This is a genomic window from Klebsiella sp. GG_Kp146 (genome assembly GCF_040061975.1).
Lineage (GTDB): Bacteria > Pseudomonadota > Gammaproteobacteria > Enterobacterales > Enterobacteriaceae > Klebsiella > Klebsiella quasipneumoniae.
In genome coordinates, this window is the sequence record NZ_JBEAHA010000014.1 from 120242 (window position 1) to 144191 (window position 23950).

At 50.0% G+C, this 23950-nt stretch carries 24 protein-coding genes; 21 read left to right on the forward strand and 3 right to left on the reverse strand.

Annotated features, from left to right (window positions below):
• Positions 1-26: 26 nt before the first annotated feature.
• The 5 genes from ABLU95_RS16855 to ABLU95_RS16875 all read left to right on the forward strand — a co-directional run bounded on the left by ABLU95_RS16855 (position 27) and on the right by ABLU95_RS16875 (position 6792).
• Positions 27-2252 (forward strand): replication endonuclease, encoded by a 2226-nt coding sequence (locus ABLU95_RS16855; protein WP_348880026.1) that lies wholly within the window; start codon positions 27-29, stop codon positions 2250-2252.
• 479 nt (positions 2253-2731) lie between these two features.
• On the forward strand, positions 2732-4471 hold the full coding sequence (locus ABLU95_RS16860; protein ID WP_348880027.1) for a retron Ec67 family RNA-directed DNA polymerase/endonuclease: 1740 nt from the start codon (positions 2732-2734) through the stop codon (positions 4469-4471).
• A 169-nt stretch (positions 4472-4640) separates the two neighbouring features.
• The gene (locus ABLU95_RS16865; protein WP_348880028.1) at positions 4641-5285 is read left to right on the forward strand and encodes a hypothetical protein; all 645 of its coding nucleotides are present in this window, start codon (positions 4641-4643) and stop codon (positions 5283-5285) included.
• 114 nt (positions 5286-5399) lie between these two features.
• Positions 5400-6308: an endonuclease/exonuclease/phosphatase family protein gene (locus tag ABLU95_RS16870; protein WP_285292544.1), complete on the forward strand. Its 909-nt coding sequence runs from the start codon at positions 5400-5402 to the stop codon at positions 6306-6308.
• 1 nt (position 6309) lies between these two features.
• Positions 6310-6792 (forward strand): hypothetical protein, encoded by a 483-nt coding sequence (locus ABLU95_RS16875; protein ID WP_285292546.1) that lies wholly within the window; start codon positions 6310-6312, stop codon positions 6790-6792.
• Between the two features lie 184 nt (positions 6793-6976).
• Here ABLU95_RS16875 and ABLU95_RS16880 read toward each other — a convergent pair whose 3' ends face one another.
• The 3 genes from ABLU95_RS16880 to ABLU95_RS16890 all read right to left on the reverse strand — a co-directional run bounded on the left by ABLU95_RS16880 (position 6977) and on the right by ABLU95_RS16890 (position 11541).
• Positions 6977-8341: a P-loop NTPase fold protein gene (locus ABLU95_RS16880; RefSeq protein WP_285292548.1), complete on the reverse strand. Its 1365-nt coding sequence runs from the start codon at positions 8339-8341 to the stop codon at positions 6977-6979.
• A gap of 417 nt (positions 8342-8758) precedes the next feature.
• Positions 8759-9820: a phage portal protein gene (locus ABLU95_RS16885; RefSeq protein WP_048299347.1), complete on the reverse strand. Its 1062-nt coding sequence runs from the start codon at positions 9818-9820 to the stop codon at positions 8759-8761.
• The gene (locus ABLU95_RS16890) at positions 9814-11541 is read right to left on the reverse strand and encodes a terminase family protein (RefSeq protein ID WP_023329534.1); all 1728 of its coding nucleotides are present in this window, start codon (positions 11539-11541) and stop codon (positions 9814-9816) included. Before ABLU95_RS16890 ends, ABLU95_RS16885 begins: the two co-directional genes overlap by 7 nt.
• Before the next feature lie 156 nt (positions 11542-11697).
• Between ABLU95_RS16890 and ABLU95_RS16895 the strand changes: the two genes are divergently transcribed.
• The 16 genes from ABLU95_RS16895 (at position 11698) to ABLU95_RS16970 (ending at position 23930) form a co-directional block, all read left to right on the forward strand.
• Entirely contained in the window at positions 11698-12537 is an 840-nt protein-coding gene (locus ABLU95_RS16895; protein ID WP_130573739.1) for a GPO family capsid scaffolding protein, read from the forward strand.
• 9 nt (positions 12538-12546) lie between these two features.
• Positions 12547-13581, forward strand: coding sequence for a phage major capsid protein, P2 family (locus ABLU95_RS16900; protein WP_023328071.1), 1035 nt, complete (start codon positions 12547-12549; stop codon positions 13579-13581).
• Between the two features lie 49 nt (positions 13582-13630).
• Positions 13631-14488 (forward strand): phage terminase small subunit, encoded by an 858-nt coding sequence (gene gpM / locus ABLU95_RS16905; protein ID WP_023287465.1) that lies wholly within the window; start codon positions 13631-13633, stop codon positions 14486-14488.
• A 112-nt stretch (positions 14489-14600) separates the two neighbouring features.
• Positions 14601-15116, forward strand: a complete 516-nt coding sequence (locus ABLU95_RS16910; RefSeq protein WP_004213109.1) for a head completion/stabilization protein — start codon at positions 14601-14603, stop codon at positions 15114-15116.
• Positions 15116-15316: a tail protein X gene (locus ABLU95_RS16915; RefSeq protein ID WP_004131559.1), complete on the forward strand. Its 201-nt coding sequence runs from the start codon at positions 15116-15118 to the stop codon at positions 15314-15316. Before ABLU95_RS16910 ends, ABLU95_RS16915 begins: the two co-directional genes overlap by 1 nt.
• Entirely contained in the window at positions 15307-15591 is a 285-nt protein-coding gene (locus ABLU95_RS16920; RefSeq protein ID WP_130573736.1) for a phage tail protein, read from the forward strand. Before ABLU95_RS16915 ends, ABLU95_RS16920 begins: the two co-directional genes overlap by 10 nt.
• Complete coding sequence (locus ABLU95_RS16925; protein ID WP_023339943.1) at positions 15588-16133, forward strand: lysozyme; 546 nt, start codon at positions 15588-15590, stop codon at positions 16131-16133. The genes ABLU95_RS16920 and ABLU95_RS16925 overlap by 4 nt, the downstream gene beginning before the upstream one ends.
• A 186-nt stretch (positions 16134-16319) precedes the next feature.
• On the forward strand, positions 16320-16655 hold the full coding sequence (locus ABLU95_RS16930; RefSeq protein WP_165395154.1) for a peptidase: 336 nt from the start codon (positions 16320-16322) through the stop codon (positions 16653-16655).
• Complete coding sequence (locus ABLU95_RS16935) at positions 16656-17123, forward strand: phage tail protein (protein WP_023328065.1); 468 nt, start codon at positions 16656-16658, stop codon at positions 17121-17123.
• Positions 17120-17755 carry a phage virion morphogenesis protein gene (locus ABLU95_RS16940; protein WP_031593577.1) on the forward strand — a complete coding sequence of 212 codons (636 nt, stop codon included), beginning with the start codon at positions 17120-17122 and terminating at the stop codon, positions 17753-17755. The genes ABLU95_RS16935 and ABLU95_RS16940 overlap by 4 nt, the downstream gene beginning before the upstream one ends.
• On the forward strand, positions 17752-18336 hold the full coding sequence (locus tag ABLU95_RS16945) for a phage baseplate assembly protein V (protein WP_130573734.1): 585 nt from the start codon (positions 17752-17754) through the stop codon (positions 18334-18336). Before ABLU95_RS16940 ends, ABLU95_RS16945 begins: the two co-directional genes overlap by 4 nt.
• A complete protein-coding gene (locus ABLU95_RS16950) occupies positions 18333-18683 on the forward strand; it encodes a GPW/gp25 family protein (RefSeq protein ID WP_130573733.1) in 351 nt (116 codons plus the stop codon). The genes ABLU95_RS16945 and ABLU95_RS16950 overlap by 4 nt, the downstream gene beginning before the upstream one ends.
• Before the next feature lies 1 nt (position 18684).
• A complete protein-coding gene (locus ABLU95_RS16955) occupies positions 18685-19608 on the forward strand; it encodes a baseplate J/gp47 family protein (protein ID WP_348880033.1) in 924 nt (307 codons plus the stop codon).
• On the forward strand, positions 19598-22624 hold the full coding sequence (locus tag ABLU95_RS16960; RefSeq protein ID WP_348880034.1) for a phage tail protein I: 3027 nt from the start codon (positions 19598-19600) through the stop codon (positions 22622-22624). Before ABLU95_RS16955 ends, ABLU95_RS16960 begins: the two co-directional genes overlap by 11 nt.
• Positions 22621-22833, forward strand: coding sequence for a hypothetical protein (locus tag ABLU95_RS16965; RefSeq protein WP_040229555.1), 213 nt, complete (start codon positions 22621-22623; stop codon positions 22831-22833). Before ABLU95_RS16960 ends, ABLU95_RS16965 begins: the two co-directional genes overlap by 4 nt.
• Complete coding sequence (locus ABLU95_RS16970; RefSeq protein ID WP_130573730.1) at positions 22833-23930, forward strand: phage tail protein; 1098 nt, start codon at positions 22833-22835, stop codon at positions 23928-23930. The genes ABLU95_RS16965 and ABLU95_RS16970 overlap by 1 nt, the downstream gene beginning before the upstream one ends.
• The last annotated feature ends 20 nt before the right edge of the window (positions 23931-23950 follow it).

Sequence of the window (23950 nt, forward strand, 5' to 3'; positions counted from 1 at the left end):
TGCAAAATAAGATTCGAAGGTGAGTTATGCCTGACTCCACATCCCTGGCATGGAGCTGGAATGCCAGAAAGCAGCCAGTAAACCCTTATGCTGTTGATGTGCCTGCACGGAAACCATCTGCGCTGGCCGTCTGGATTGCTCTTTATGAGCAGGATAAAAGCGATCAACGCGAGCAGGCTGAAGCAATGAGTCGTGCAGCAGAAGAGTACCTCTTTTCTGTGGCACATTGCGATCCCTGGCACTATGACGAATTGAATGATGCGCTGATTGAGAAAGCTAAGCGACATGCAGAACTCCATCGTGTTGATCCTCTTACCCTGATTCGTGATAACGTCGCCAGCTTTCCTGGTTTCCTGCGCAAGCCGCTGGAAACAAGGATTAAGTATTTGGAAAAATCAGAGGATCCGCGCCATTTGCCCACCTATCTGAATGAGGTCATTACTCCCTCATTAGTGAGGATTGACAAGGTCCGTGCTAACCAGGCGTCGCTGTCATTCCAGGCCATGGCTGGTAGGGATAGCCTTGATCAACTCCTTCGACTTGCTGAACTGAATCAGCGGGAGGTTAAGCGGCTTTCAACGCTGGTCGCAGCGCACATTGATATGATTTTTATCCAGCTTTGCGGTGAGATGCTGACCGATGAATTAGCTTCTCCCATCGTAATACTGGAGCTCTATCGTCGTGTGGCGGCCGAAGTGTCACGCCTCGATGTTATCCCGCCGGGTTATGAGGCGCTCCGCAGCAAACATAATCGCCGCAACCCGATTAACTACGAGCTGATACCGGGCGCGCTTGCCCGTATGCGTTGTGCTGACTGGTGGCAACGTAAGCTGTGGCAACTCCGCAACGAATGGCGGGAAGAGTTGCTCCGGGCAGCGTGCCTTGTTCATCGGCACGCATCACCTTATGTCAGCCATGACATTCTGTTGCAGAAGCGGGAACAACGCCGTAAGGCGATGGATTTTTTCCGCAACCATGATCTGATTAACGAAGATGGCGACACGCTCAGCATGGAGGATGTGGTGCTTGCAAGTGCCAGCAATCCAGCGCACCGTCGTAATGAGATGATGGCCTGTGTCAAAGGCCTGGAATTGATAGCTGAAATGCGTGGCGACTGCGCCATGTTCTATACCATCACCTGTCCTTCTAAGTACCACGCCACACTGATGAACGGGAAGCCAAACCCTACATGGGATCATTCGACAGTTAGGAAAAGCAGCGACTATCTGGTTGATACGTTTGCGGCATTCCGTAAGGCAATGCACAAAAAGGAGCTGCGCTGGTACGGCGTCCGCGTAGCCGAACCACATCACGATGGCACTGTGCACTGGCATTTATTGTGTTTTATGCGCAAAAAACATCGACGTGCAATCACAGAGCTGCTGCGTCGTTTCGCTATCCGAGAAGATCGCGCCGAACTTGGCAATAACACTGGCGCTCGTTTCAAGTCAAAGCTGATAGACCCGCGAAAGGGGACTCCGGCCAGTTATATTGCAAAGTACGTTAGTAAAAACATCGATGGGCGTGGGCTGGGTGACACCGTCAGCAAGGAGACGGGTAAATCACTACGTGATAGTGCCGAGCACGTCACTGCGTGGGCATCGTTGCACCGTGTTCAACAATTTCGTTTTTTTGGGATTCCAGGCCGCCAGGCGTACCGCGAGTTACGATTGTTCGCATCGCAGGCAACTCGTGCAATGAAAACCAGCAAACCGGGTGCTCCGGTACTTATGGATCCAAAACTGGACGCTGTGCTTGCTGCTGCTGATGTTGGCTGTTTTGCCACTTACATTATGAAGCAGGGCGGTGTACTTGTTCCCCGCAAAAATTACCTCATTCATACCGCCTACGAGCCGACAGTCGAACCAGGAACCTATGGCGATCACGGGATTCGTATTTATGGCATTTGGTCGCCAATCACCGGTAAAGAAAACAAAATATGCACGCATGTCCATACCTGGAAGATGGTGAAGAAGGCTTCCGCTAACCCAGGCGCTGAAAGCGCCGCCCAGGGCGACCCCGTCGCCCCTTGGACTCGTGGCAATAACTATCCCCAGCCCCCCAAAAAGGGAGGCAAAAGAGTATTGAATAATCCTCAACGATTGGAGTCGCAGGATCTAGAAGAAGAATCGGGACAGCTGGATATAAATAAATTATCGCTTAAAGAAAGAAAAGCCATTACTAGGCGTCTTCATGAAGCATGTAGAGCCAAGGGAATGCCATTGAGTCACTCAAAGCGGTTTGATAAATGACCTATGACGTGTTGATTAAGCGACCTTTACCTCCTTGGGAGATTAAGTTCAGATGAAACTGATGCTGAACATTTTTTGTACGCCGGAGGTCACTTTCTCAATCTCTACTGAGCTGTTATGACGGAAATTACGAACTACTTTCTATAACAGGTGAAAAAACATCGTTTCCATGCAACGTATTGAAATTCTTTGTTTTTTATTTGTTCTAAAAAGCTAATTAAAATTCTGGATTTTTGACCCTATTCATTGAAATTAATAGTTTCTCGAAAATGAGTAATTACACGATTTACATAATGCCATCAGTTTGATAACTTAATCTTGCACATAGGGGCAGATTTGTAGGTTGTGGTATCGCAGCCTGTGATCTAAATGTGAGAGGGACTCGCCTTCTGACATCCTTGTTTCATCGTTTCGTATAACTCTATGCTTTGCGTAAGAGTGCCCCTATGTGTAATTCTATCACAGCAGGGAATGTAAATATGGTTGCTCCAACTACTATTGAGCGGTTAAGGCTTATCACCACCCGGCAAGAATTAGCTGCTTTATTAAATTTAAAAGCTCATTTCTTAACCAACATCCTGTATAGAAATGGAGTTAACACACAATACAGCCAGTTTCGAATACCAAAAAAAGATGGAAGCTTTAGGCTAATATCATCTCCTTCATCTAAACTCAAAGATATTCAAAAGCGTTTAGCAGAACTTCTTTACGAATGTCAGGCGAATATACATTTTGAAAGGAAAATAAATCCTGTATTATCACATGGTTTTGAAAAAAATAAAACCATTGTTACAAATGCAACCAGACATCGAAATAAAAGGATATTGTTGAATATTGATTTGGAAAATTTTTTCGAGTCAATAAACTTTGGCCGAGTTCGTGGTTTTTTTATTGCGAACAATGATTTTAAATTATCACCATTAATTGCCACAACTATAGCGCAAATTGCATGTTTTAATAACAGCCTTCCACAAGGAAGCCCTTGCTCTCCAATAATCAGCAATTTGATATGCACTATTCTTGATATAAGATTAAGCAAGTTAGCTCAGAAAAATGGATGTCAATATTCTCGATATGCTGATGATATTACCTTTTCCACAAATAAAAAAGAGTTTCCCCAAGAACTGGTAATTGATAATGATGTTGTGAATGTCGGGGCTGTGTTACTTAAAGAAATTGAACGTGCAGGTTTTAGAATAAATCATAGAAAAACAAGGTTGCTTTATTCAACTTCCCGGCAAGAAGTTACTGGGCTAACTGTTAATAAAAAAGTTAATGTCGACAATAGATATTACAAAAAAGTAAGAGCTATGGCTCATACCTTATACAAGGATCAATCATTTGCTATTATAAAGGAAAATGCAAAACCGCAAAAAGGGACTTTAAACCAATTAGAAGGCATGATGTCCTTTATCGATAGCATAGATAAGTACAACAATAAATTAAAACTAGCTAACAAACAACCTCAAAAGTATCAATCTTTTAATTATGGTTTGAACTATGAAGGAAAACTTAATCGTAGAGAAAAAACACTGAGTAAGTTTTTATATTATAAATATTTTCATGGATTACATGTGCCTACCATACTTGTCGAAGGTAAAACAGATAGAGTCTATCTTAAATGTGCTTTAAGATCACTTTTTTTAACTTATCCTACATTAGTGAAAAAAAACAATGCTACAGGCAATATAAATTATTCGCTTAATTTTTTTAGGGAAAGTACAAGAACAAGTTATTTTCTCGATATATCAGGGGGGGCGGCTGAATTTGAGAAATTTATCACTCGTTATCCAGAACAATATAAGCGATTTAATCATACCCCTTTGTATCCAGTCATTATGATTTTGGATAACGACAGTGGAACTAGAACCATTGTTCGAAAAATAGCTAAATCCTTAGGTGTAACTGAGGACTCTATTAAAAAAAATAGCTTCACCCATATTATACATAATTTATATATTGTACTGACGCCGCTCCTTCCTGGAGATAGGGACTCATGTATGGAGGATCTTTTTGATAGTTCTGTATTAAGTACTGTTATTGATGGTCGGTCATTTGATAAGTCTAATAATTATAATAAAAGCACGCACTATGGAAAAAATGACTTCTCATTGAAGGTTATTAAAGTTAATGAAAAAAATATTAATTTTTCAGGTTTCTTACCAGTACTAAATGCTGTGCGAGATTGTTTAGTGCATTATAATAACATCTCTAAATGAAAGTAATACGCTAGCAGACTAATGCTAGCGTATGTATTGATAAATTTAAAATCACACGCAGGCATCTTAAAGCTAAACGTAACTTATTAGCTTTTAAAGAACAGCCATTCTATTACTCTGAAGTTAAGTACCTGGGAGTTCTGTCAATAACTGTACGGTGAGCGCAGAAATGAAAGAAAAAACATCGTCAGAAAGGACAGAACTTCCGCGGAATATCGAAGATTTAAGACGATATTCACGCGAGCAAAGGCAGGAGATCACCGACAGGTTGAGGAAAGCGCCCCGCGAAAGTTCAGATCAAGCATTTGCGTGCGCCGTTCGAGTGTTGCGCACGTCGATTTATGACAGCTCCGCGTTATCCTGGGGGCCAAAGGTCGCCGCTTGTAAAGACATGAGTATGACACAGGAAGAAGCAGATCAGCGCTGGCGTGAGCAGCTTCAGCTTGAAGCGAAACAGCGGGCTGAAAACTATGCCGCCGCAGTTGCTGAATATCAGAATAAAACGGTCAAGGTGGTATTGCGGCACGTACAGCAGAAAAAAGCGACAAATAAAGAAGGCATCACTGAAGAAGGCCTTGCCAGCATTGGTGCGCAGTTGTGTAGCTGCCGGTTCTTTGTTAGTGAATGCGTAGTGCGATCAATCGCTAGCGGTGCCCGCCTTCGTCATAGTGATGGTATGCTTGCTGTGGAAAATGGCATATTGAGAGAGGTGACCGTGTGGCGTGCAGGCGATAAAGACAAACCAACTAGTGAGTACGTAGCTGTATGGGGATTACTCAGTCATTGGCAGAATACGATAAAACGTAAAGGATGAGAGGGTAATTTAAGTGCATTTATCCATGTGTTATTGTTGACGTTTATTGGCAACCTTCTTAAAGTAATGTGATGAGAGATCAGTATTTCTATTTGCGTCTGGGGATATGGCATAATGGAAGTGAATAGTAAGAAAAAAATCACCTTTGCATGGTGGAACACAAGCCTTTCCCCACATTCAAAGGAAAATAAAGCTAGTGAGGAACACAAGGCTTATGTGTGCCTAACTTTAATCAAGTTGATTAATCAGCGATCTGTAGATGTAATTTGTTTATGTGAAGTGTCGCAGGGAGATATTGATTTCTTGACAAGTTTTTTTCCTGCTTCTGACTATTCCTTGTATGATGGAACCGTTCAGCAAGGTAAAAAGAAATTTGATCTTTGCATTATATATAAAACAAATGTATTGAAGTTTATAAGCTCAAATGTCATTAGTAAAAATCAAGTGTCAAAAACTTTATATGCCGGACAGGAAGTTAACTTTCTAATAAGTGATACCCTAGAGCCATTAACTTTATACTTGGTTCATTGGTCTAGTAGGCTTTATGAACATGCAGACTCTCCCCAAAAAATCCTGTTAGGATCATTATTGCGGGATGCTATTATGTCAAGTATTGAAGTTCGTGAGGTTAGTAATGTCATAGTACTAGGGGACTTCAATGATGAGCCATTCAATGAATGTTTGACCGATGCATTATTTGCATCAAGGGATATAAATCTTGTTAAGAAAACACCAGGTCTTCTATATAATCCATTTTGGAGACATATGATACATAGCTACCTACACCCTAATGCTTTGGATTACCAGGGATGTGGTACTTATTATTATAAAGGAGATCAGTCTAATAAATGGAAAACGGTTGATCAAATACTATTTTCATCCAGTTTTGTTAATGGAGGTGGCTGGTATTTAAATGAATCAATGACACAAGTTTTTTATGATGAAGAGTTTATTAGGTTTATTTATAGTTCTAAGTCAAAATTTGATCACTTACCAATTATTTCTATGATTGAAAGGGGGTAACATGAAAGATTATAAAGAATCAATACTATCAGGTATTGCAGCCGCTAAACAAGCAGCTATTAATAAAATGGAAATATCTTCAGTATTGGAAGCTTTAAGTAATCAAGTTCAGGAGATTAGCCAGAGTAAGGCAAGTTTTGGCATTGGGGATTTTCAAAAGGAACCTATCAATCTTATTGAACGAGCCACTATGTCAGTAGCTGAAATGATGATGGCCTCCCAAGGTAAGAAGGCAACCTATGAAGCATTGGCTATATTTAATCATAAAGGAAGAAACGGCATTGAAGTCGCTCAATGGGAAAAAGGTGCAAATGGATACCCATGCATAATTAAATATAACGGAAGTAAGTTTGTGTGCTCGAATAAATCTGAACTCGAGAATTCCCTTGCTGAGCTTATTAAGGAGATAAAAGTTGGCGAAGCGATTTTAGAACAGATGAAAATACATGATGAACAGTTAGATGAAGGTGAAGAGCCAGCATGAAACTATATTAGTCGGCTTAGGGTGTTATTGTGTGGCTGTTAGGTTTTCGGTTAAAGTTAAATCTAGTGATTTATGGCTGTATGGATTTTAAACGATGATTTGAAAATAAATAATATAATGAATCATCTTTAAATAGCAACAGCCAAATATAAACCTCACAGTATTTTCTGCGAGGTTTATAGCTTTATCTTCCAATATGAAAGTTTTCTATAATCTGATTCATATCAGCAAAAACATCTCTTTTCTTAGTTCCAAACCTGAACAGTTCAATGTCAGAGTATATTTTATTTACTCTTGCCTCCTCCAGTTCCTTATCTGAGGCGTAATGATAGTTCAGTAGGTGAATTATAGGGTATAAATTAAATGAGAATTTCTCGGCGTCTATATTTTTGGGGTTTAATGTCTTTAAGATATCCTCTTTAGACTTTCTTTTATGTGTGATATCAAGTAGTAAGTCAGGGTTTACAACTTTCAGAAATGCAATGAAGGCAATGAGAGAATGATAGGTGCTACTGCTGAAATTATTCAATGCCTCTTTGTTGTCAATGGCGCATAATAATGTATAGCATCTTTCTGCTTCTCTTAATGAATATTCATTTATGTCGATTAGAAATGACAGTGTATTTATGATTTCTCCATTGCGTGATAGAAATTTAATATTTTTGTCAAGATTTAATATGTGAGTCATTGTCGTTGAAGATAAGTATCCGGAGCCGACATCTCCAGATAGTGAGTTTATTTTTGGGAGGTTGAACCAATAGTTAACAAATTTGTTGAGATATGTTCTTGAATCGATGTTGCCATATCGTTGTACTATGCTTTTTTCAAACTGTTCTCTATTGACGGATAATACAAATACAAAACCTTCAACTGAGAATAGATGTTTTATTTTTTCAAGTAAATCCAATGAATAATCAGGTCGAGCTCTGTCGAGTTCATCTATAATAAATACTGTTTTCATATTGTTTTCATTGTAAATAGATTCTAATGTTTTTTTAAAGTTAATTATATCTGTTTTTTCTTTTTTACCTGATATTATTTTATCTTCAATATACTTCTCAATGGGATCATTGACTGCATTTGAAATGGCTTCCTTCGCAGGCTCAAGGATACTTCCATTTAACAATCCTCCAGTAAAAGAATTGATGGCATAATTCACTCCGCCCTTTAATAAGCTCGCGCCAACTTTTTTACCCGTTTCAACTAGAGAGTTTTGTATATTCTCAAGTTTGCTTTTTTTCTCATTCAGACTCTGATAAATCTCAGCTGTTAACGAAACGAAAGGGTCTGTGTGATAATCATTTTCAAATGCATCATAGTAAATCACATTAACATTATAATCATCGCAGTTTTTTATTTCAGAAGTCATCATTTTAAGGAATGATGTTTTTCCATTACCCCATTTATCATCTAGAGCTAAAACTAACCCCCTTTCAGGGGAGTTATTGATAAAATTCATAATTAAATCAAAAAGAGGCTTTCTTTTGAATATATCAGACTCCGGATGGAAACCATTTTCAAATTGTTCTTTAGTTTCTGCGTAATACATCTGACCCCCTAAGAGTTATTGGTTTTTTAAGGTGAAGATATTGTAAGTGTGCACAATTTTGCGCAATTTTGCACAATTTTATTAATGTACTTTTTCCCTTTAGAGCTAGATTTGCGAGTCCAATAGTTGACTTTATACATGCACGAAAAATGAGAGGATTGCTGCGCGCAGGTGACGGGGGGCAAGCCCCCGCAAATGGGTCAGGGCAGGGAAGGCGGCAGAATACGCAATTTCACGGTTTCTGCGTCACGGTGAGCGGTCGTTTTGGTTGGAGGCATGCCTTGTGCAGGGAAAAAGCAGCGACGCGCAGAGGGGCGCTGATGCGGGATTTTTTTCAGTAGAAAAGATGAGGCCAGCGAAAACACTGGCCTGTTATAAATGGCTGATATTGTTTAAAGAAACTGAATTTTCTGGCGGTTATTTCTCAGGGGTAAGCAACGCGTAAGGGTTAAAGCGGATCACTTCTTCTCCGATCCACTCGTTCACCACCTTCAGCGCCTCCATTACGGGCGTCAGCTCGTTGATAGCGTAGACCCGGGCGGCTTTCTCGATATCCCCAAATGATCCGTTTCCCTCTGGCATGGCGCCCATCAGCTGCGGCGGGATACGGTGCGCTGCGAGTATGTCGTCCCGGGTGGCGTTCTTAATGTTGATAAACTCATCTTTCGCCGTGATCTGCTGGAAGGGGAGGATTTGCACGCCGTCTTTGCCGCCGCCTGGCGCATGCAGCAGCAGGTTTTTAAATGCGCCTTTCCCACGCGCACCGGTCAACGTCTCTTTGACTGCCTTCATGCTTTTATCATCAACCTGTCCAGCGCCAATATAGACAATACATCCAGCATGCGATCCGTTGTCGTAGTACAACTTACGGAACATGTCAGCGGAGTGGGCCAGGCTGGCGGCCAGCAGTGCTGCCATATATTCCGGCATACCGTAGACCTCCTGATTAATATCAGGGTTCAGAACGTGACAAACCGTTCCTGATTTGAACGTGTGCTCTTCTTTCCAGCGCCGGATAAACCAGTACTGATCGAGATCTGTGCTCCCACGCCGGGTGTACTTCGCCAGAGAGTGTTTGAAGGGTAGCGGGCCGCCCAGGCGATTACGCGGCAATTCGAGATAGGCATTGCCAAACGTGAACCAGTCCAGCGCAAACGCGGAAAAGGTCTGGCGATTGAGCAGCTTGTGCGGGATAAAGCAGCCGGTGAGCACATTTCGTTTGAAATACAACGCCGACTCATGCCAGGCGCTCTGACGTGGAGCTTTAGCCAGCCCGTAAAAATCCACTGGCGTCTCATAGTATCGCCCGTTGTCCAGGCAATAGAGATTGTCCAGCAAATCGGCCATATCACGCACGGGATAAGGGCCATCAAAGCTGAACGCTGTCAACGCGGGATCGGCCTTCAGTGACTCCGCAATGTCAGAACCGGCTGTGCTGGCTATCGGCTTTTTACCGTATTTCTTTTTCACAGTTACCATCCCATTGCGAAACCACCGCCGCCACTTTCCTGGCCCAACGGTTCATTGATAATCGAAAGCATGGTTGCCCACGCCATATCGCCATGGCTTACGCCGCGCGATCGGTCAGTTTCGTAAGTGATGAAACCGCCGGGCGTAACAACTTTGCGAACAGCGTTGAAGGCTCTGACCAGACCCTGCTCGCTGCGGTCATATTCCCAGCGGCCGGCGCGTATAACCTGCAACATTTTGAGGACTAGGGCGCGCTTGGAAGAGAGGCTCATCTGGTAGCAAATAGCCGCCGGGAACCAGTTTTTAACAATCTGCCAGACCGCCTCCCCGACGCCTTGCCCGTCAATGGCGATGTGAGTGACGTTGTAGCGCTCGGCTGCCTCTTTGATGACCGCCGCCTGCTGCTCAAACTCAAGTCCTCGCAGTTGCTTCAATTCAACCGTGCGAAACCGGCCGCCGGCCACAAGGGGAGGGACCGTCACGGATAGAGCACCGGCATCACCATTGCCGCTGCCGCCGTTGGCGTCGTAGCCCAGCCACACCTCACGTTGCCCCATAGGGCGACTGGCGAACGGTTTCCAGTCGGGCCAATCGTCATACCCGTCAGCGCCGCACCCCAGTAACTGGCTAAGATTGAACGCGCTTTCGCCGTCTTTGACGAACTCGCACATGTACAGGTTTTCAAATTCATCAGGGCTGTTTTCGTCCCGGATTTCATCAATGTCGGTGTAGTCCCAGCCATTGTTGATAGCGTCCTGAATAGTGACGATCTGCCGCCACGTTTTGTCCGGGTAAAGCACGCCGCTACGCGTTTTCTTCCAGGACACATCGAAATCAACGCGCTGCGCTTTAGGCCGTTTCGCATTCCACCGATCGCCGGTCCAGAACTGATAGGCTTCATGGCTTTCGCTGGATGGCGTGGAGAAGTACGTACGCGTTAAGCCTTTGAGCGTTGCCATAGCGCCGGCAACCTTACGCAGATTGATAAAGTTACCGGTCCAGAAAAACTCATCAAATCGCAGGTGCCCCGTGTAGGACTGCGCGGTCGCAGCTGATGTCCCGAGAAAATGCAGCTCCGCGCCGTTTGACAGCGTGATTTGCTCGCCGCCTTTAAGTTCGACGTCCACCTCTTCAGCCGCTTTGCGGATGAAGTTGCGGAACTGTAGCGCTTGCTTTCGTGATGCTGACAGAAAGATTTGGTTGCGCTGGTAGTCGTGCTTAACGTCCGTTCTCAGTGCGCCCAGCAACGCCTCGCGTGCAAAGTACCAGGTAGCGCCAATCTGCCGCGATTTGAGGATCATCCGGTTACGCTGATCGCGCTGTTCGTACCAGCCGCGCTGGTGCCATGCGAGAGAGTCGAGAATTTTTAAGCGCAACGCCTCGATCTGCTCCTCGGAGAAGTGATTTTTCTTCTTGCGTCGACTGGTTTTTTTAGCGCCTGTGGTAGTGGAGGCCTGCCCGGTATCCAGCTTTTTCAACTGCCGGGTTAACAGATCAATCTCTTTGAAATCGCCACTGGTTTTATTGTCTTTCGCGCTCAGCTGGCAGAGACGGGTATCAATGGATTGCGTCACCCGTTTGATGGGCGTTGTGTCATCCCATGCGTCGCGCTTTTTCCACGAATAAACCGTGTTTGAGTTGATGCCCATGAGTCGCGAAATTTCGGCGGGCGGGTAACCCTGCCAGTAGAGCTGTTTTGCCCTTAATCGAATAAACGCATCCTGAATCATCACTTCCCCCTTTTGAGCAGGGAGATTACCTGCGCGCGATCCCCGCGGCTCGGGCTTTCAGGTCTGGCCGTTCTCCGACAACAAAACCGCGTGGCGCCGGGCTTTCAGGCTCTGCGATGATGCAGCGACTGACATAAATCAACAGGATAAAACGACATGGCCAGCACGACTAAACCCGCCCGCAAAAAGTTTCGCGTTGCGGTTTCCGGCGCCACCGTTGACGGGCGCGAGATCCAGCCGCAGCACCTCCGCGATGCGGCGGCGAGCTACAACCCGGCCGTTTACGGCGCCCGCGTGAACGTGGAGCACTATCTCTCCATGCTTCCTGACAGCAATTTTGGCGCCATGGGTGATGTTGTTGCTTTAAGCGCGGAGGATATCACCGAAGGGCCGCTGGCCGGTCGTACGGCGCTCTATGCCGAGATCGACGCTTCGGCACGAATGAAGCAGCTCACCGATGAAGGAAAAAAAATCTATTCCAGTATTGAGCTGCATCCGCAGTTTGCCCTTAACGGTAAGGCGTATGTGGTCGGCCTGGCGATGACGGACACCCCGGCAAGTCTGGGGACTGAGCGCCTTAAATTTGCCGCGCAGCAGCGCGCGCAGGTGATGGCCTTCAATAACCAGCAGATCGAGGCGCCGCTGTTCTCTGATGCGCTTGAAGCTGAAGTGATCGAACTGGCCGCTCATCGCAGCGAGGAGGGCGTCAACTGGTTCAACCGCGTGATGGGCATCCTTGGTAAAGGCCAGAAAACCGACGATCAGCGGTTCAGTCAGTTGCATCAGGTTGTTGAAGCCGTTGCTCAATCTCAGGCAGACCAGATTGACCGGTTCAGTGTCCTGGAACAGGACCGCCAACAGGATAAAGCCACCATTCAGCAACTGACCAGCGAACTTAACGAGCTGCGCGGTCAGCTTCAGCTCCAGCCCGCAGAAAATTACAGCGCACGACCGGCGGCAACTGGCAACAGCAGCGCGCAGCTTGCAGACTTCTAAGAGGTAACTATGGAAAACCAGACCCGCGAACTATTTGATAAGTACATTGTGCGCCAGGCACATCTGAACGGTGTCTCACCCTCAGCCGTTGCCAATCGTTTCAGCGTCGATCCGACTATCCAGCAAAAACTGGAACAGGCCGCCATGGAGTCGGATGACTTCATGAAGCTGGTTAACCACTTTGGGGTTAAAGAGCAGGAAGGGCAGAAAGTAAAAATTGGCAGTAAGGGACCGATGGCGAGCACCAATAACAGCTCGGACGGCACCAACCGCCGTAACCCTGCACCGAACCATAACAAAGAGCCGCAGAACTACCACTGCCGCAAAACCAACTATGACTATGCGCTTTCGTATGCGGAGCTGGACGCGTGGGCCGGTCACCCTGAATTTCAGTCATTAATCAGTAATGCGATGGCCCGTCAGCTGGGGCTGGATCGCCAGATGATTGGCTTTAATGGCACGCATTACTCTGAAAACTCCGACCGCACGACCTATCCGTTATTGCAGGATTGCGGCGTTGGCTGGCTGCAAAAGATCCGCAATGAGGCGCCGCAGCGCATTATGCCAGGTATCACGCTGACTTCCCGTGATGAGAATAACGCGGTAATTGCGTCAGGCACCTACGGCAATATTGATGCCGCCGTGCTCGATGCACGCCACAGCCTTATGGATCCCTGGTTCCGCCGCGCTCCCGGTCTGGTGACTGTGCTCTCGTCCGATCTGCTGCTGAAAGTGAACCTGCCGAAAGTGAACGCGCTCAGCCAGACCAATCCGAATACCGAACTACTGGCCGCGCAGCTCATTGTCAGCCAGGAAAAGATCGGCGGCCTGCCGACGGTCTTTGTCCCGGGCATTCCTGAAGATGTCGTGCTCATCACCAACCTGAAAAACCTCTCTGTGTACTACCAGAAAGGCTCCCTGCGTCGCTCTATCCGGGAAGAGCCGCAATACAACCGCGTGGCGACTTACCAGTCCAGCAATGATGACTATGTCATTGAAGAGTACGGCATGATTGCCATGATCGACGGCGTGACATTCGCCTGATAATCCCCATCACATGGCGGGCAGCAAGCCCGCCCAGGAGAATGAACCCATGCTGACACCGGCACAAAGACACTTTCAGAAGGTCATGGCAGAGAGGCGGGGCATCAGTGATGAGCGTGACGCGGAGACGCGCACCGCGCATGAGCAGATCCTCTTTCGCCTGCATATGCATAAATCTTCGCTAAGCCAAATCCAGTCCCGCCAGGCGAAGGCCGCTGTAAAGGCCAGCATCCTTCCTGAGTTTCAGGGATGGATTGACGGCACGATCGAGGGCGACAGCGGGCGCGCGGATCCGGTCATCACCACGCTGATGGTGTGGGCGGTGGACTGCTCCGACTATGCGCTGGCGCTGCGTATCGGGCGCTATGTCGTTAAGCATGGCCTGAGCATGCCGGATGACAACTATCGCCGCCCGGCACCCACGGTACTGGCCGAGGAAATCTGCAATCCCATTCTGAACCTCGCCACCACGGACGCCGGAGCCGATTTGTCAGGCTATATCCCCATGCTGGACGAGCTGGCCGAAATTGTGGCTGACAGTGATATGCCGGATGAGGTCCGCGCGAAGCTGTGCAAGGTGAGGGCGTTTTGCCGTCGCGACACGGAAGACGCGGAAACCAAAGGCGAAGCGCTGAAACTCTTCCGGGAAGCCATGAGCCTGAACCCGGGTGCCGGTGTGAAACGGGAGATCGCTTCTCTGGTCAGCGCTTTGAAAAAGGCGCCGCAGACCAGCGCGGCAAGTGGTGATGCGGAAGATGAGACTTCATCCAGCGATACAGCAGCAACCGAAACACCCGCAACAGAAAAAGCAACACGAACGCGCAAGCAGACGAAAACGGCGGCCGGCACTCAAAAAGCCACCCGCAAAACGGCGGCAAAAAAGACAACGAAAACCGCCACAAAGTAAACGCCTGAGCGTAATGAACTGGCCCCGCGCCACAGGCGGCGCGCCCGGCGATCTGCCCGTAATGCGGTCTTTTTACCGGACGCCCACCGCCTGACCTACCGGAGAAACGACGATGAGTTTTATCGCACAGCGCCCCGTCAGACCTGCTGAAAGTGATGTGACAGACGTGGACGACGGCGGCGCACAGATTGCCATCGGCACTTTCTGGCCGACGGTAAAACTCCACGATCTGCGCCTGGCTGCCCGCATCGCCGGTGACATTACAACATCCCGATTAATGCATATGGCAACGGAGGCCGCGCTGCATGTCGCGGATCAATTGAAGGACTGGCGCAAGCAAAGGGAAGCGGAAGGTGCGGAATCTCTGGCCTCTGTGCTGCTGACTTCTGTCGGTGAACCTGTCGAGCAGATTAACGGCGAAAGCGCAAAAGTTTACCGCTTCCGGCGTGCGGTCTACTCCTTCACGCGCGCCAGTGTTCTGGAGGGTTACAGGGATGTTGGCACCACGCCAAAAGGTGACAAAGACGCCGAAGCCCTGGACAGGCAAATAGATGATCTCTGGCGGGACGGACGCTGGAGTATCGCTGACATTCGGGAAGAAGCCCGTATCTATGCGGAGCTGTTCTGATGAAAGTCAGGGCGTTGCAAAACGACACGGTTGATCAGCTCTGCTGGCGTCATTACGGCAAAACCGCAGGTGTCACGGAGAAGGTGCTCGAAGCCAATCCGGGACTGAGCAACCAGATATTTTTGAATGCCGGGCAGGAGATCGAAATGCCCGTGATAACCAGCGAGGTGGAACGGGTAACCGTCCAGTTATGGGAATGACTCTGGATCGTATTAACGAATATTTTGCGTTTGCAACATCCGCCCTGGTGACCGGCGTGGGCGTGATGACCGTCAGCGAAAAGCTGGCGCTGGCTGGACTTCTTCTGGGGATTGTTTCCGCCGTCCGGCTGGCGATTCACCGCCGCCGCATTGAGCAGGCCAGCCAGCGCCGTAACGATTTGATCGAGCTGATTCTCCGCCAGGCGGAAACTCGCAATCTGTCGGACCGCGAGCGGCAGTTGCTGGAGCAACTGCACGGAGACAAACCTGCATGAAGAACATCATCAAAAAATGTTCGATTGCGGTGATTGTGGCTCTGGGCATTTCGCTGGCGCCCGGGAGCGTCAGAACGTCGAAAGAAGGGCAGCAGAAAATTGCAGGTTGGGAAGACTGCCGCAGCACGCCTTATTACTGCACGGCGGGTGCTCTGACCATTGGTATCGGCTCCACGGGCGGCGTGGAAAACCGCGAATACAGCAACCAGGAAATAGCGCGACGCTGGATCAATGATCTGCAACGGGCAGAAAACTGTATTAATAACAATTTTCACGGCGCCGACATGCCTCAGCTCACCTTTGAGGCCATGACTGATGCCGCCCTGAATCTGGGCTGCACCGGGCTGATGTGGTTCACCGATAAAAACGGACGCAAGCAGAGGACCACGATCTGGAAGCATGCCCAGGCCAGACAATGGCCGCAGATGTGCAACAGGCTGACTGATTTCGTCAATGTGGGCGGTAAGCGCTCCGCCGGCCTGGTTAACCGGCGCAATGATTTTAAAGCCTGGTGCCTGCTGGGCCTGAGTACGCCGTCATGAGGGCGGGCAGTGTGATTGTGATGCTTGTCCTTCTGGCTGCTGTCTGGTGGCAGACCGACCAGCTGAGCGAGGCCAGGACCCGCAACAAGTTGCTGACCGAAACGGCGACCGGTTACGACCAGGTTATTCAGGAAGTGAAGGCGACCGCCATACAAACCCATAAGTTACTGGCAGAGGTAAAAGTCCGTGAGCAACAGCGTAATGCAGAAGGGGAGCGACGACGTGAAGCAATGCAGACCGCGTTCAATGGTGACACGTGCGCTGTTACTCCTGTGCCTGACGCTGTTAGCCGCAGCCTGCAAAAACGCACCGCCCGCGCCGATCATTCAACTGGTCCGTGAACCCGTCCCGGAGAGCCTGACCGAAGAGACGCCACGCCCGGCGCTGGATAAGCCAGTGACTTGGGGCGCGGTGGCGATATTCAGCGACAGGCTGATGGATGCGCTTGATGCCTGCAATGCTGACAAAGCGGCGATCCGCCAGTGGGACAGTCTGCGCCAGAACACCCGAAAGGAGCCATAAATGCTGAAGATAAACACACTCCGCGCCGCCATAGAGAAAGCAAATACCTGGTGCCGGGCGAACCCGGAAGCCTGGACGGTGTTTGTTGAAGAGGGTGGCATTGAAACTACCGGTGAAACGCCGTCGTTCATGTATCGCTATTCTCTGGTGCTGTTCGTCATGAACTACGCAGGGAGCATTGACGACTTCACTCTGCCGCTGATGGCCTGGCTCTGGTTTAATCAGCCCGATCTGCTGCTGAACCCCGATAAAAACCAGCAGATTAAATTCACCACACTGATTAACAACGATGACACCGCCGATCTGATGTTTGAGTTGCCGGTGCGTCAGCGGGTACTGGTACAACTGGATGAAAACGGTGTGCCGTATGCCGAGCATTTGCCAGAGCCGCGCCCGCGCGTGCTGGCACCCCACGCCGCAGGCTGGGGGCTGGTATTTGAAGGCATGCTTCAGGAGGCCGGAACGTGAGCGATCGCATGTTCAGAGAGCTGGATCAGGTCTTTCAGGACATTCTCGACGGCGTCAGCCCGGCGGGACGCACCCGTACCGCGCGCAAAATTGGCCTGGCAGTGCGCCGTAGTCAGCAGCGTCGCATCGCGTCACAGAAAAACCCGGACGGCAGCGGCTATGCCGTGCGCCGCCGTAAGGTTTACCGCACCCAGCAGGGGATCAAGTTCTTCTGGAATAACGAGGTGCGGGCGCTGAAAAACTGGCGCGGCGGGCGCGGTAAATATGGCCGGACAATCACGGGTTTTGACGAGAAGCGCCGGGATATCCGCACCTTCTACCGGGCCGATATCGAGCGGTATCTGGAAATCAAAACGCAATCAGCTACGCATTCAGAGACAAAAAAAGCACCGATGTTTACCCGCCTGCGCACCCTGCGTTTTATGAAGCTCAGGCCGGACGCGGGCGGCGTCACCGTAGGATTTGACGGCATCGCTGCGCGCATTGCCCGTATTCACCAGTACGGCCTCAAAGACGAGGTTGGTCCGGGCGCTTACGCGCAGTACCCGGCGCGTGAACTACTGGGCATAACTCCGGCAGACCTGAGCGCTACGGAAAACGCCGTTATCAGCAGTCTGGGCGGTGCGTCATGAATGCTGAGCTGATGCGCCTGCTGGAAAACATTCTGCGCCTGGGCGTCGTGGAACAAATCAGCGCCGACAAGAAAGCGGTGCGCGTTCGCTCCGGCAGGTTGCTGACCACCTGGATCCGCTGGAACGTCACCCGCGCAGGGGCATTCAGCATCTGGCTGCCGCCCTCGATAGGGGAGCAAGTCTGGATCGGTTGTCCGGGCGGCAACCCTGAAAACGCGTTTGTGATTGGCTCTGCATACAGCGCAGATAATCCGCCAACGGGCAGCAACCTGCTGGAAATCAGCATCACCGCACCGGATGGCGCGCGCCTGCATTACGACGCCGCCGATGCTGGAGCACTGTCCGTGACCGGTATTAAAACCGCGCATATCAAGGCAGAGACCCGCGTCACGCTGGACACACCGGAGGTGGAATGCACAAACCACCTCAAAACACGCACTTTCGAACTGACCCACGGCGGCACGATGGCCGGTGATGTGACTCACAGCAACGGTGCGTTAACGTCCAACGGTGTCCAGGTTGACAGCCACGGTCATGGCAGGGTTCAGACCGGCGGAAGCTGGACGGAGGGCACGCGATGACAGCCAGTTACACCGGGATGAACCCGGAAGGCACCGGCGCGCTGACCGATCACGATCAGCTCTGGCAGTCCGTGACAAAAATCCTCACCACGCCAACAGGCTCGCGTGTGATGCGCCGGGAGTTTGGCAGCGCGATCCCTGATTTGCTCGATGCGCCGCAGAACGCCGTCACCCGCATGCAGCTGATGGGCGCCGCCGCTATCGCGCTGGCGCAGTGGGAGCCGCGGATCAGCCTGACCACCGTCAACGTGGTGTTTTCAGAAACAGGCGAAGTGACCGCCGAGCTGAGCGGGACCATCACGGAAACCATGACAGAAACCAGCAACACCATCAGGTTAAGGAGCTAGTGTGCAAACGTCCGTCGATTTATCTCAGATCCCGCAGCCTGATATCGTCGAGGTGCCCGATTTTGAAACGGTGCTGGCTGATATCCGGGCGCTTATCGTGGCGGCCATGCCTGCGGAACTTCAGGCTTCTGTGTCTGCTGCGCTGTTGCTGGAATCTGAACCGATGGCGGCACTGGCTCAGGCCTTCACCTATCGCGAGATCCATCTGCTGCAACGCATCAATGAAGCCGTGCGCGCAGTGCTGCTTTCCAGCGCCTTGGGGGCGGATCTCGATCAGGTCTCGGGTAATTTTGACACTGAACGTCTGCTGATTACTGAAGCCACCGACGAGGCGGACGCCGTATACGAAAGCGACGAAGAGCTGCGCGCCCGCACGCTGCTCTCATGGGCGCGCCTGAGCACGGCGGGCGCCCGTAATGCCTATCACTATTTTGCGCGAGGCGCAGATGCGGATGTGCTCGACGTGCGCGCCTATGGTCCTGAAACTCATAATCAGGAAGGCCGCGTTTTCCTCTACGTGCTGTCACGCACCGGGGATGGATCCGCCCAGCAGGCGCTGCTCGATAAAGTCCTAGCGGCGGTAAACCCGGAAGACGTGCGCCCGATTACGGATTATGTGGCTGATTACGTCCGTTCCGCTGTGATAGTGAATTATCAGGTGGTTGCTGACATTTACGTCCCTTACGGCGTGGACACCGCCACGGTGCTGGAAAAAGCCACCGCAGCACTGAACGAATACACCGCCTCAGTGCATCTTATCAACGCCACCGCTGCACGGTCGGGCATAGACGGGGCTTTGCATCAGGACGGCGTTGTCACCGTCGATTTGCATTCACCGGCCGCCGACGTCGTTGCGACGATGGGCGAAGCGCCTCATTGCACCTCTGTGAAAATCAATCTTGTGGTGATGGACTATGACCGCTAATTATCCCGCCAGCATTCTGCCACCCAACGCAACCGCCGTGGAGCGGGCCATCGACAGGGCCAGCGCCGCCGCACTGGAGAGGTTGCCGGTATATCTGATCCGTTGGGTGAAGGATCCTGACAGCTGCCCGCTGGCGCTTCTGCCGTGGTTGGCGTGGGAATACCAGGTTGATACCTGGAATATTAACTGGTCAGAACAAAAGAAACGCGATGCGATTAAGCGCGCCCACTATATCCACCGCCATCGCGGGACGGTCGCCGCCGTCCGTCATGCCCTGGTGGACAGTCCTTTTGGGACGGATATTGTTGAATGGTTCAATCAGAATCCGAAAGGGGATCCGTATACCTTTCGCCTGAACGTTTATCAGAACGATTTGCCGGTGACGGAATACGACCAGCAGGATCTGAAACTGGCGGTGCTGCGCGCCAGGAACCTGCGCAGCTGGTTTTCCGTTCATGTATTTGGCCGACTTCAGGGAACCTCATATGCGGCCGGTTACATGTACGCCACGGAGAAAATCACGCCACGCTTTGTCCCGTTGCAGGTGATTTTATCCCGCTACGAGCTGAATCTGGCCCCTGGTGACGCGGAAACGGTCACGGTGACAATTCTCCCCGAATACGCGGAAGATAAAACCTTTACGGTAACTACATCGGATCAAACAATCGCGACCGCCCGGATAGTAAACGGCGATATTCTGGTTACGGGCATGAAGCGAGGTACCTGTTCGGTCACCGTTACGACGACTAATGGCGTCAGTGCGGTGATAAGCATAAAAGTGGTCGCGGTAATGAAGTTCATTACCCGCATCGACAGTGCAACCAGGCCAATATTCTTTGCTCATATGGACGAGGGTTTCACGGTTGACTATGGCGACGGCATTGACAGCCGGGATTACCGTTTCGATCCCGCCAGTGAAGCTTCAGGTTGGGTTATTCCTACACGTGAATTAGTACAGGGAAAGGAATACACCATCACGGTTAAGAACACGGAAACTGCCTGTCTGCGCAGCCGTTTATCTAACTATTCTTCGAAACTGAACCCTGTTGTGGAATTGATTAGTGTTACAGGGGAAAGAGGTCATCTTTCAGGGTTCGCTTTGGATACCACCGGATTAATGGCTATTCGTCCCGGAGCATTTGACGATTTGCCAAACGTGAATAACTGCAAAAATATTTTTACCAACTGCTCGTCGCTTACAGGTATTCCGGCATCGTTGTTTTCTCGCATGAAGATAGAGGATTTTTCAGACGCATTCAGAGGGTGTACATCGCTTACTGAGGTTCCATCGGGGCTATTTGCAAACCAGCCCGATGTGATCGACTTCTCATCGGTATTTGCAGGCTGCACCGGCCTGATCAGTATCGGCAATAATCTGTTCCACAGCTGTGTATCTGCGGTGAATTTCAGTTACGCGTTTGATGGTTGCTCAATGCTTGCAAATATCGGCACGGGAATATTTACAGGATGCGGTTCAGCAGGGACATTCTCTTATAGCTTCAGGGCGTGTAAAAATCTTCTTGTCTTGCCTGCTGATATGTTTGCGGATGTTCCGGGCGGCGCATTCACCGGCGTATTCCAGAATTGCACGGCACTGACGGCAATTCCCGCCAACCTGTTTAAAACATGTTCTGAAGCGAATCATTTTGGCGGTGCATTCACTGGCTGTTCGCAGCTTCTTTCTGTTCCTGCCGGTCTGTTTGCTGGTCTGTCGAAAGTGACCTATTTCGGCACGGTCTTTTCTGATTGCAGTTCGCTGAAAACGGTCGGCGCGGGTTTATTTGCCGGGTGCAGCCAGGCGCAGACATTCGCCTCTGCATTTTACAGCTGCCGCTCTCTTGAAACTGTAGCGAAAGATATTTTCAGCGGCTGCGTAGAGGTGACGACCTTTGCCAGTACGTTTTATGGGTGCAGTAGCCTGACGGCGCTCCCGTCTTTTACTGACTGCGCGAAAGTCACCACTTTCTCATACGCTTTTGCTAACTGTGGATCGCTCACGAAAATTGATGCTGATGCTTTTGCTGAGAAAGCGCTGGTAACGACATTCACATACGCTTTTGTAAACTGTACTTCGCTGGTATCTGTGGGGGACGGCGCATTTCGGGGATGTAGCGCGTTAACCAGCCTGGGCTATACGTTTTCAGGTTGCCGCTCTCTGGTTTCTCTCGCGGGAGATATGTTTGCCGGTTGCGCCAAAGTGACAGCCGTCGATTTCTTGTTCGAAAAGTGCTCCGCGCTGGCTGGACTGCCAAAACAACTATTCAGCGACATGGTGTCCCTGAAAGGCATGGGATCGACATTCCGGGATTGCACTGCACTGATCGCGCTACCATCCGGCCTGCTTGATGGTTGCATCAATCTCACTTCGTTAACGCTGACATTCTCGGGTTGTACCTCACTGGCGGTATTGCCCGGCGATTTGCTGAAAAACAACATTCTGCTGTCCGGTGCCGGATCGACGTTCTACGGTTGCACCTCACTGGTAAATATTCCGCCGACGCTGTTCGCGTCCTGCTCGCTTATTACCTCGTTTGGCGCCACGTTCCAGAATACCGGCGTGGAGGAAATACCGGAAAACCTGTTCAGCGGCAACCCGCTGGTGACCTCTTACGGCCAGACTTTCAGGGGCTGTAAAAACCTGCGCTCAGTGCCAGCCGGTCTTTTTGCCGCCAGCATAAGTGCCACGGTATTCACGAATGTCTTTTCGGAATGTAGTGCGCTGGAAGTCGTCGGGGCGGGATTACTCAACACCACGGCGGTAACGACGGTGGGTTATCTGTTTGACGGCTGCGCGTCATTACGCAGCGACGTTAACACGATATTTAATCTTGCGAGTTACCCGCAGATTGTCACCACTACGGCAATATTCAGAAGCTGCGCATTACTGGCCGGCAAAGGCCTGGTATTTATGGGCAAGGTGCCGAACGTCACCGCGCACTATTACGCGTTTTATGCCTGTGCAGGTCTGGACGATTACGACGATTTACCCGGCAACTGGATAACGAATAAATTATGAAAACATTTAATCAATTAAAAAGCCTGATCGACTTTTGCCAGACAGATGCGTTTTTCCTTGAGCACCTGAACCGGCTTCAGAGCGCTGGCGTGATTTATCTTGATGAAGGCGATATCGATGCTGACCGCAAGACCGTGAGTGATGATTTTTATGATCGCCTTGCCAGTGTGTACGGCATTGAGCCAGAAACAAAAAATGAGGAGGCATAATGGCCACGGGACTGACACTAACAACGGCGGGCGCCGCCGAAATCGAGGCCGCGTATCAGGCGGGGGAGGTTGTGCATATTACCTCCGCGCTGATCGGCGATGGTGGCGGCGTGACATTGCCGACTGATCCCGATGAGCTGGCGGCGGTCACGGCGCTTTTTGGTCAGTTTGGCCGTGAAACCTTTGATTCTGATTCAAGCTATGAAGGGTTTATCAGCGGTCAGATCGTTATCAACTGCCAGGATTATCCGGGTAAAACGCTCAGAGAAGCGGGGCTGGTCAGTGCTAAGGGTACACTCATTGCTTACGGCACATACCCGGCGACATACCTCCCGGCGCAATCGGATTCCATTATCAAAGAGATCATTCTGACGCTGGTGTTGACGCTGACGCACAGCTCAAACGTGCAGCTTGTTATCGATCCGGCGCTTGCCACACTCACGCAGGAAACGGGCGATAAACGTTATCTGCAGCGAGCACAAAATCTTGCTGATTTAAACGATACCGGAGAGGCCCGGGATAATCTGGAGCTGGGAAACTCAGCCACGCGGAACGTGGGCACCACGGCGGAAACGGTGGCTGCGGGGGATGACTTACGCATCACCGGCGCACTTCAGAAAGAAAATAATCTTTCCGATCTGAGCGATACATCCGAAGCCCTGAAGGCGCTGGGACTCAACAGCGACGGAGCGGCCTATAGGGCTATTGTTAACGCCATTTTTTATGTCGGAATCGTTGTCGCAGGTGAGAAAAGCCCAGCGGAGCGCTTCCCATGGCAGAAATGGGCTGATTTAAGCGAAACCTTTGCTGACAGGGTGGTGCGGATTGGTTCGCAGTTTGGTGCGACCGGCGGCAGTAACAAGGTGAAGCTTGAAGCTGATAATTTGCCTCCGCACTGGCACCGCTCTGGCGACCGCTCGCCGGGGGCTACGTGGGATCCTACCACAACGCATGGCACAGATAATCAAAAAAGTGGGCCGCTGGCGCTTACTGAGGGAACCTATATTGATGCGTTAGGCCAGGAGGAGTCCGCAAACAAAGAGATAGATGTGACTAACGAATATGTCTCGCTGTGCATGTGGAAACGCACGATATAGAAAAATTATCTATGTTTAAA

What these genes read in the sequence shown, in the direction of transcription:
- ABLU95_RS16855 (WP_348880026.1), top strand. Translation starts at nt 27, where the DNA reads ATGCCTGACTCCACATCCCTGGCATGGAGCTGGAATGCCAGAAAGCAG.
- ABLU95_RS16860 (WP_348880027.1), top strand. Translation starts at nt 2,732, where the DNA reads ATGGTTGCTCCAACTACTATTGAGCGGTTAAGGCTTATCACCACCCGG.
- ABLU95_RS16865 (WP_348880028.1), top strand. Translation starts at nt 4,641, where the DNA reads ATGAAAGAAAAAACATCGTCAGAAAGGACAGAACTTCCGCGGAATATC.
- ABLU95_RS16870 (WP_285292544.1), top strand. Translation starts at nt 5,400, where the DNA reads ATGGAAGTGAATAGTAAGAAAAAAATCACCTTTGCATGGTGGAACACA.
- ABLU95_RS16875 (WP_285292546.1), top strand. Translation starts at nt 6,310, where the DNA reads ATGAAAGATTATAAAGAATCAATACTATCAGGTATTGCAGCCGCTAAA.
- ABLU95_RS16880 (WP_285292548.1), bottom strand. Translation starts at nt 8,341, where the DNA reads ATGTATTACGCAGAAACTAAAGAACAATTTGAAAATGGTTTCCATCCG.
- ABLU95_RS16885 (WP_048299347.1), bottom strand. Translation starts at nt 9,820, where the DNA reads ATGGTAACTGTGAAAAAGAAATACGGTAAAAAGCCGATAGCCAGCACA.
- ABLU95_RS16890 (WP_023329534.1), bottom strand. Translation starts at nt 11,541, where the DNA reads ATGATTCAGGATGCGTTTATTCGATTAAGGGCAAAACAGCTCTACTGG.
- ABLU95_RS16895 (WP_130573739.1), top strand. Translation starts at nt 11,698, where the DNA reads ATGGCCAGCACGACTAAACCCGCCCGCAAAAAGTTTCGCGTTGCGGTT.
- ABLU95_RS16900 (WP_023328071.1), top strand. Translation starts at nt 12,547, where the DNA reads ATGGAAAACCAGACCCGCGAACTATTTGATAAGTACATTGTGCGCCAG.
- gpM (WP_023287465.1), top strand. Translation starts at nt 13,631, where the DNA reads ATGCTGACACCGGCACAAAGACACTTTCAGAAGGTCATGGCAGAGAGG.
- ABLU95_RS16910 (WP_004213109.1), top strand. Translation starts at nt 14,601, where the DNA reads ATGAGTTTTATCGCACAGCGCCCCGTCAGACCTGCTGAAAGTGATGTG.
- ABLU95_RS16915 (WP_004131559.1), top strand. Translation starts at nt 15,116, where the DNA reads ATGAAAGTCAGGGCGTTGCAAAACGACACGGTTGATCAGCTCTGCTGG.
- ABLU95_RS16920 (WP_130573736.1), top strand. Translation starts at nt 15,307, where the DNA reads ATGGGAATGACTCTGGATCGTATTAACGAATATTTTGCGTTTGCAACA.
- ABLU95_RS16925 (WP_023339943.1), top strand. Translation starts at nt 15,588, where the DNA reads ATGAAGAACATCATCAAAAAATGTTCGATTGCGGTGATTGTGGCTCTG.
- ABLU95_RS16935 (WP_023328065.1), top strand. Translation starts at nt 16,656, where the DNA reads ATGCTGAAGATAAACACACTCCGCGCCGCCATAGAGAAAGCAAATACC.
- ABLU95_RS16945 (WP_130573734.1), top strand. Translation starts at nt 17,752, where the DNA reads ATGAATGCTGAGCTGATGCGCCTGCTGGAAAACATTCTGCGCCTGGGC.
- ABLU95_RS16950 (WP_130573733.1), top strand. Translation starts at nt 18,333, where the DNA reads ATGACAGCCAGTTACACCGGGATGAACCCGGAAGGCACCGGCGCGCTG.
- ABLU95_RS16960 (WP_348880034.1), top strand. Translation starts at nt 19,598, where the DNA reads ATGACCGCTAATTATCCCGCCAGCATTCTGCCACCCAACGCAACCGCC.
- ABLU95_RS16965 (WP_040229555.1), top strand. Translation starts at nt 22,621, where the DNA reads ATGAAAACATTTAATCAATTAAAAAGCCTGATCGACTTTTGCCAGACA.
- ABLU95_RS16970 (WP_130573730.1), top strand. Translation starts at nt 22,833, where the DNA reads ATGGCCACGGGACTGACACTAACAACGGCGGGCGCCGCCGAAATCGAG.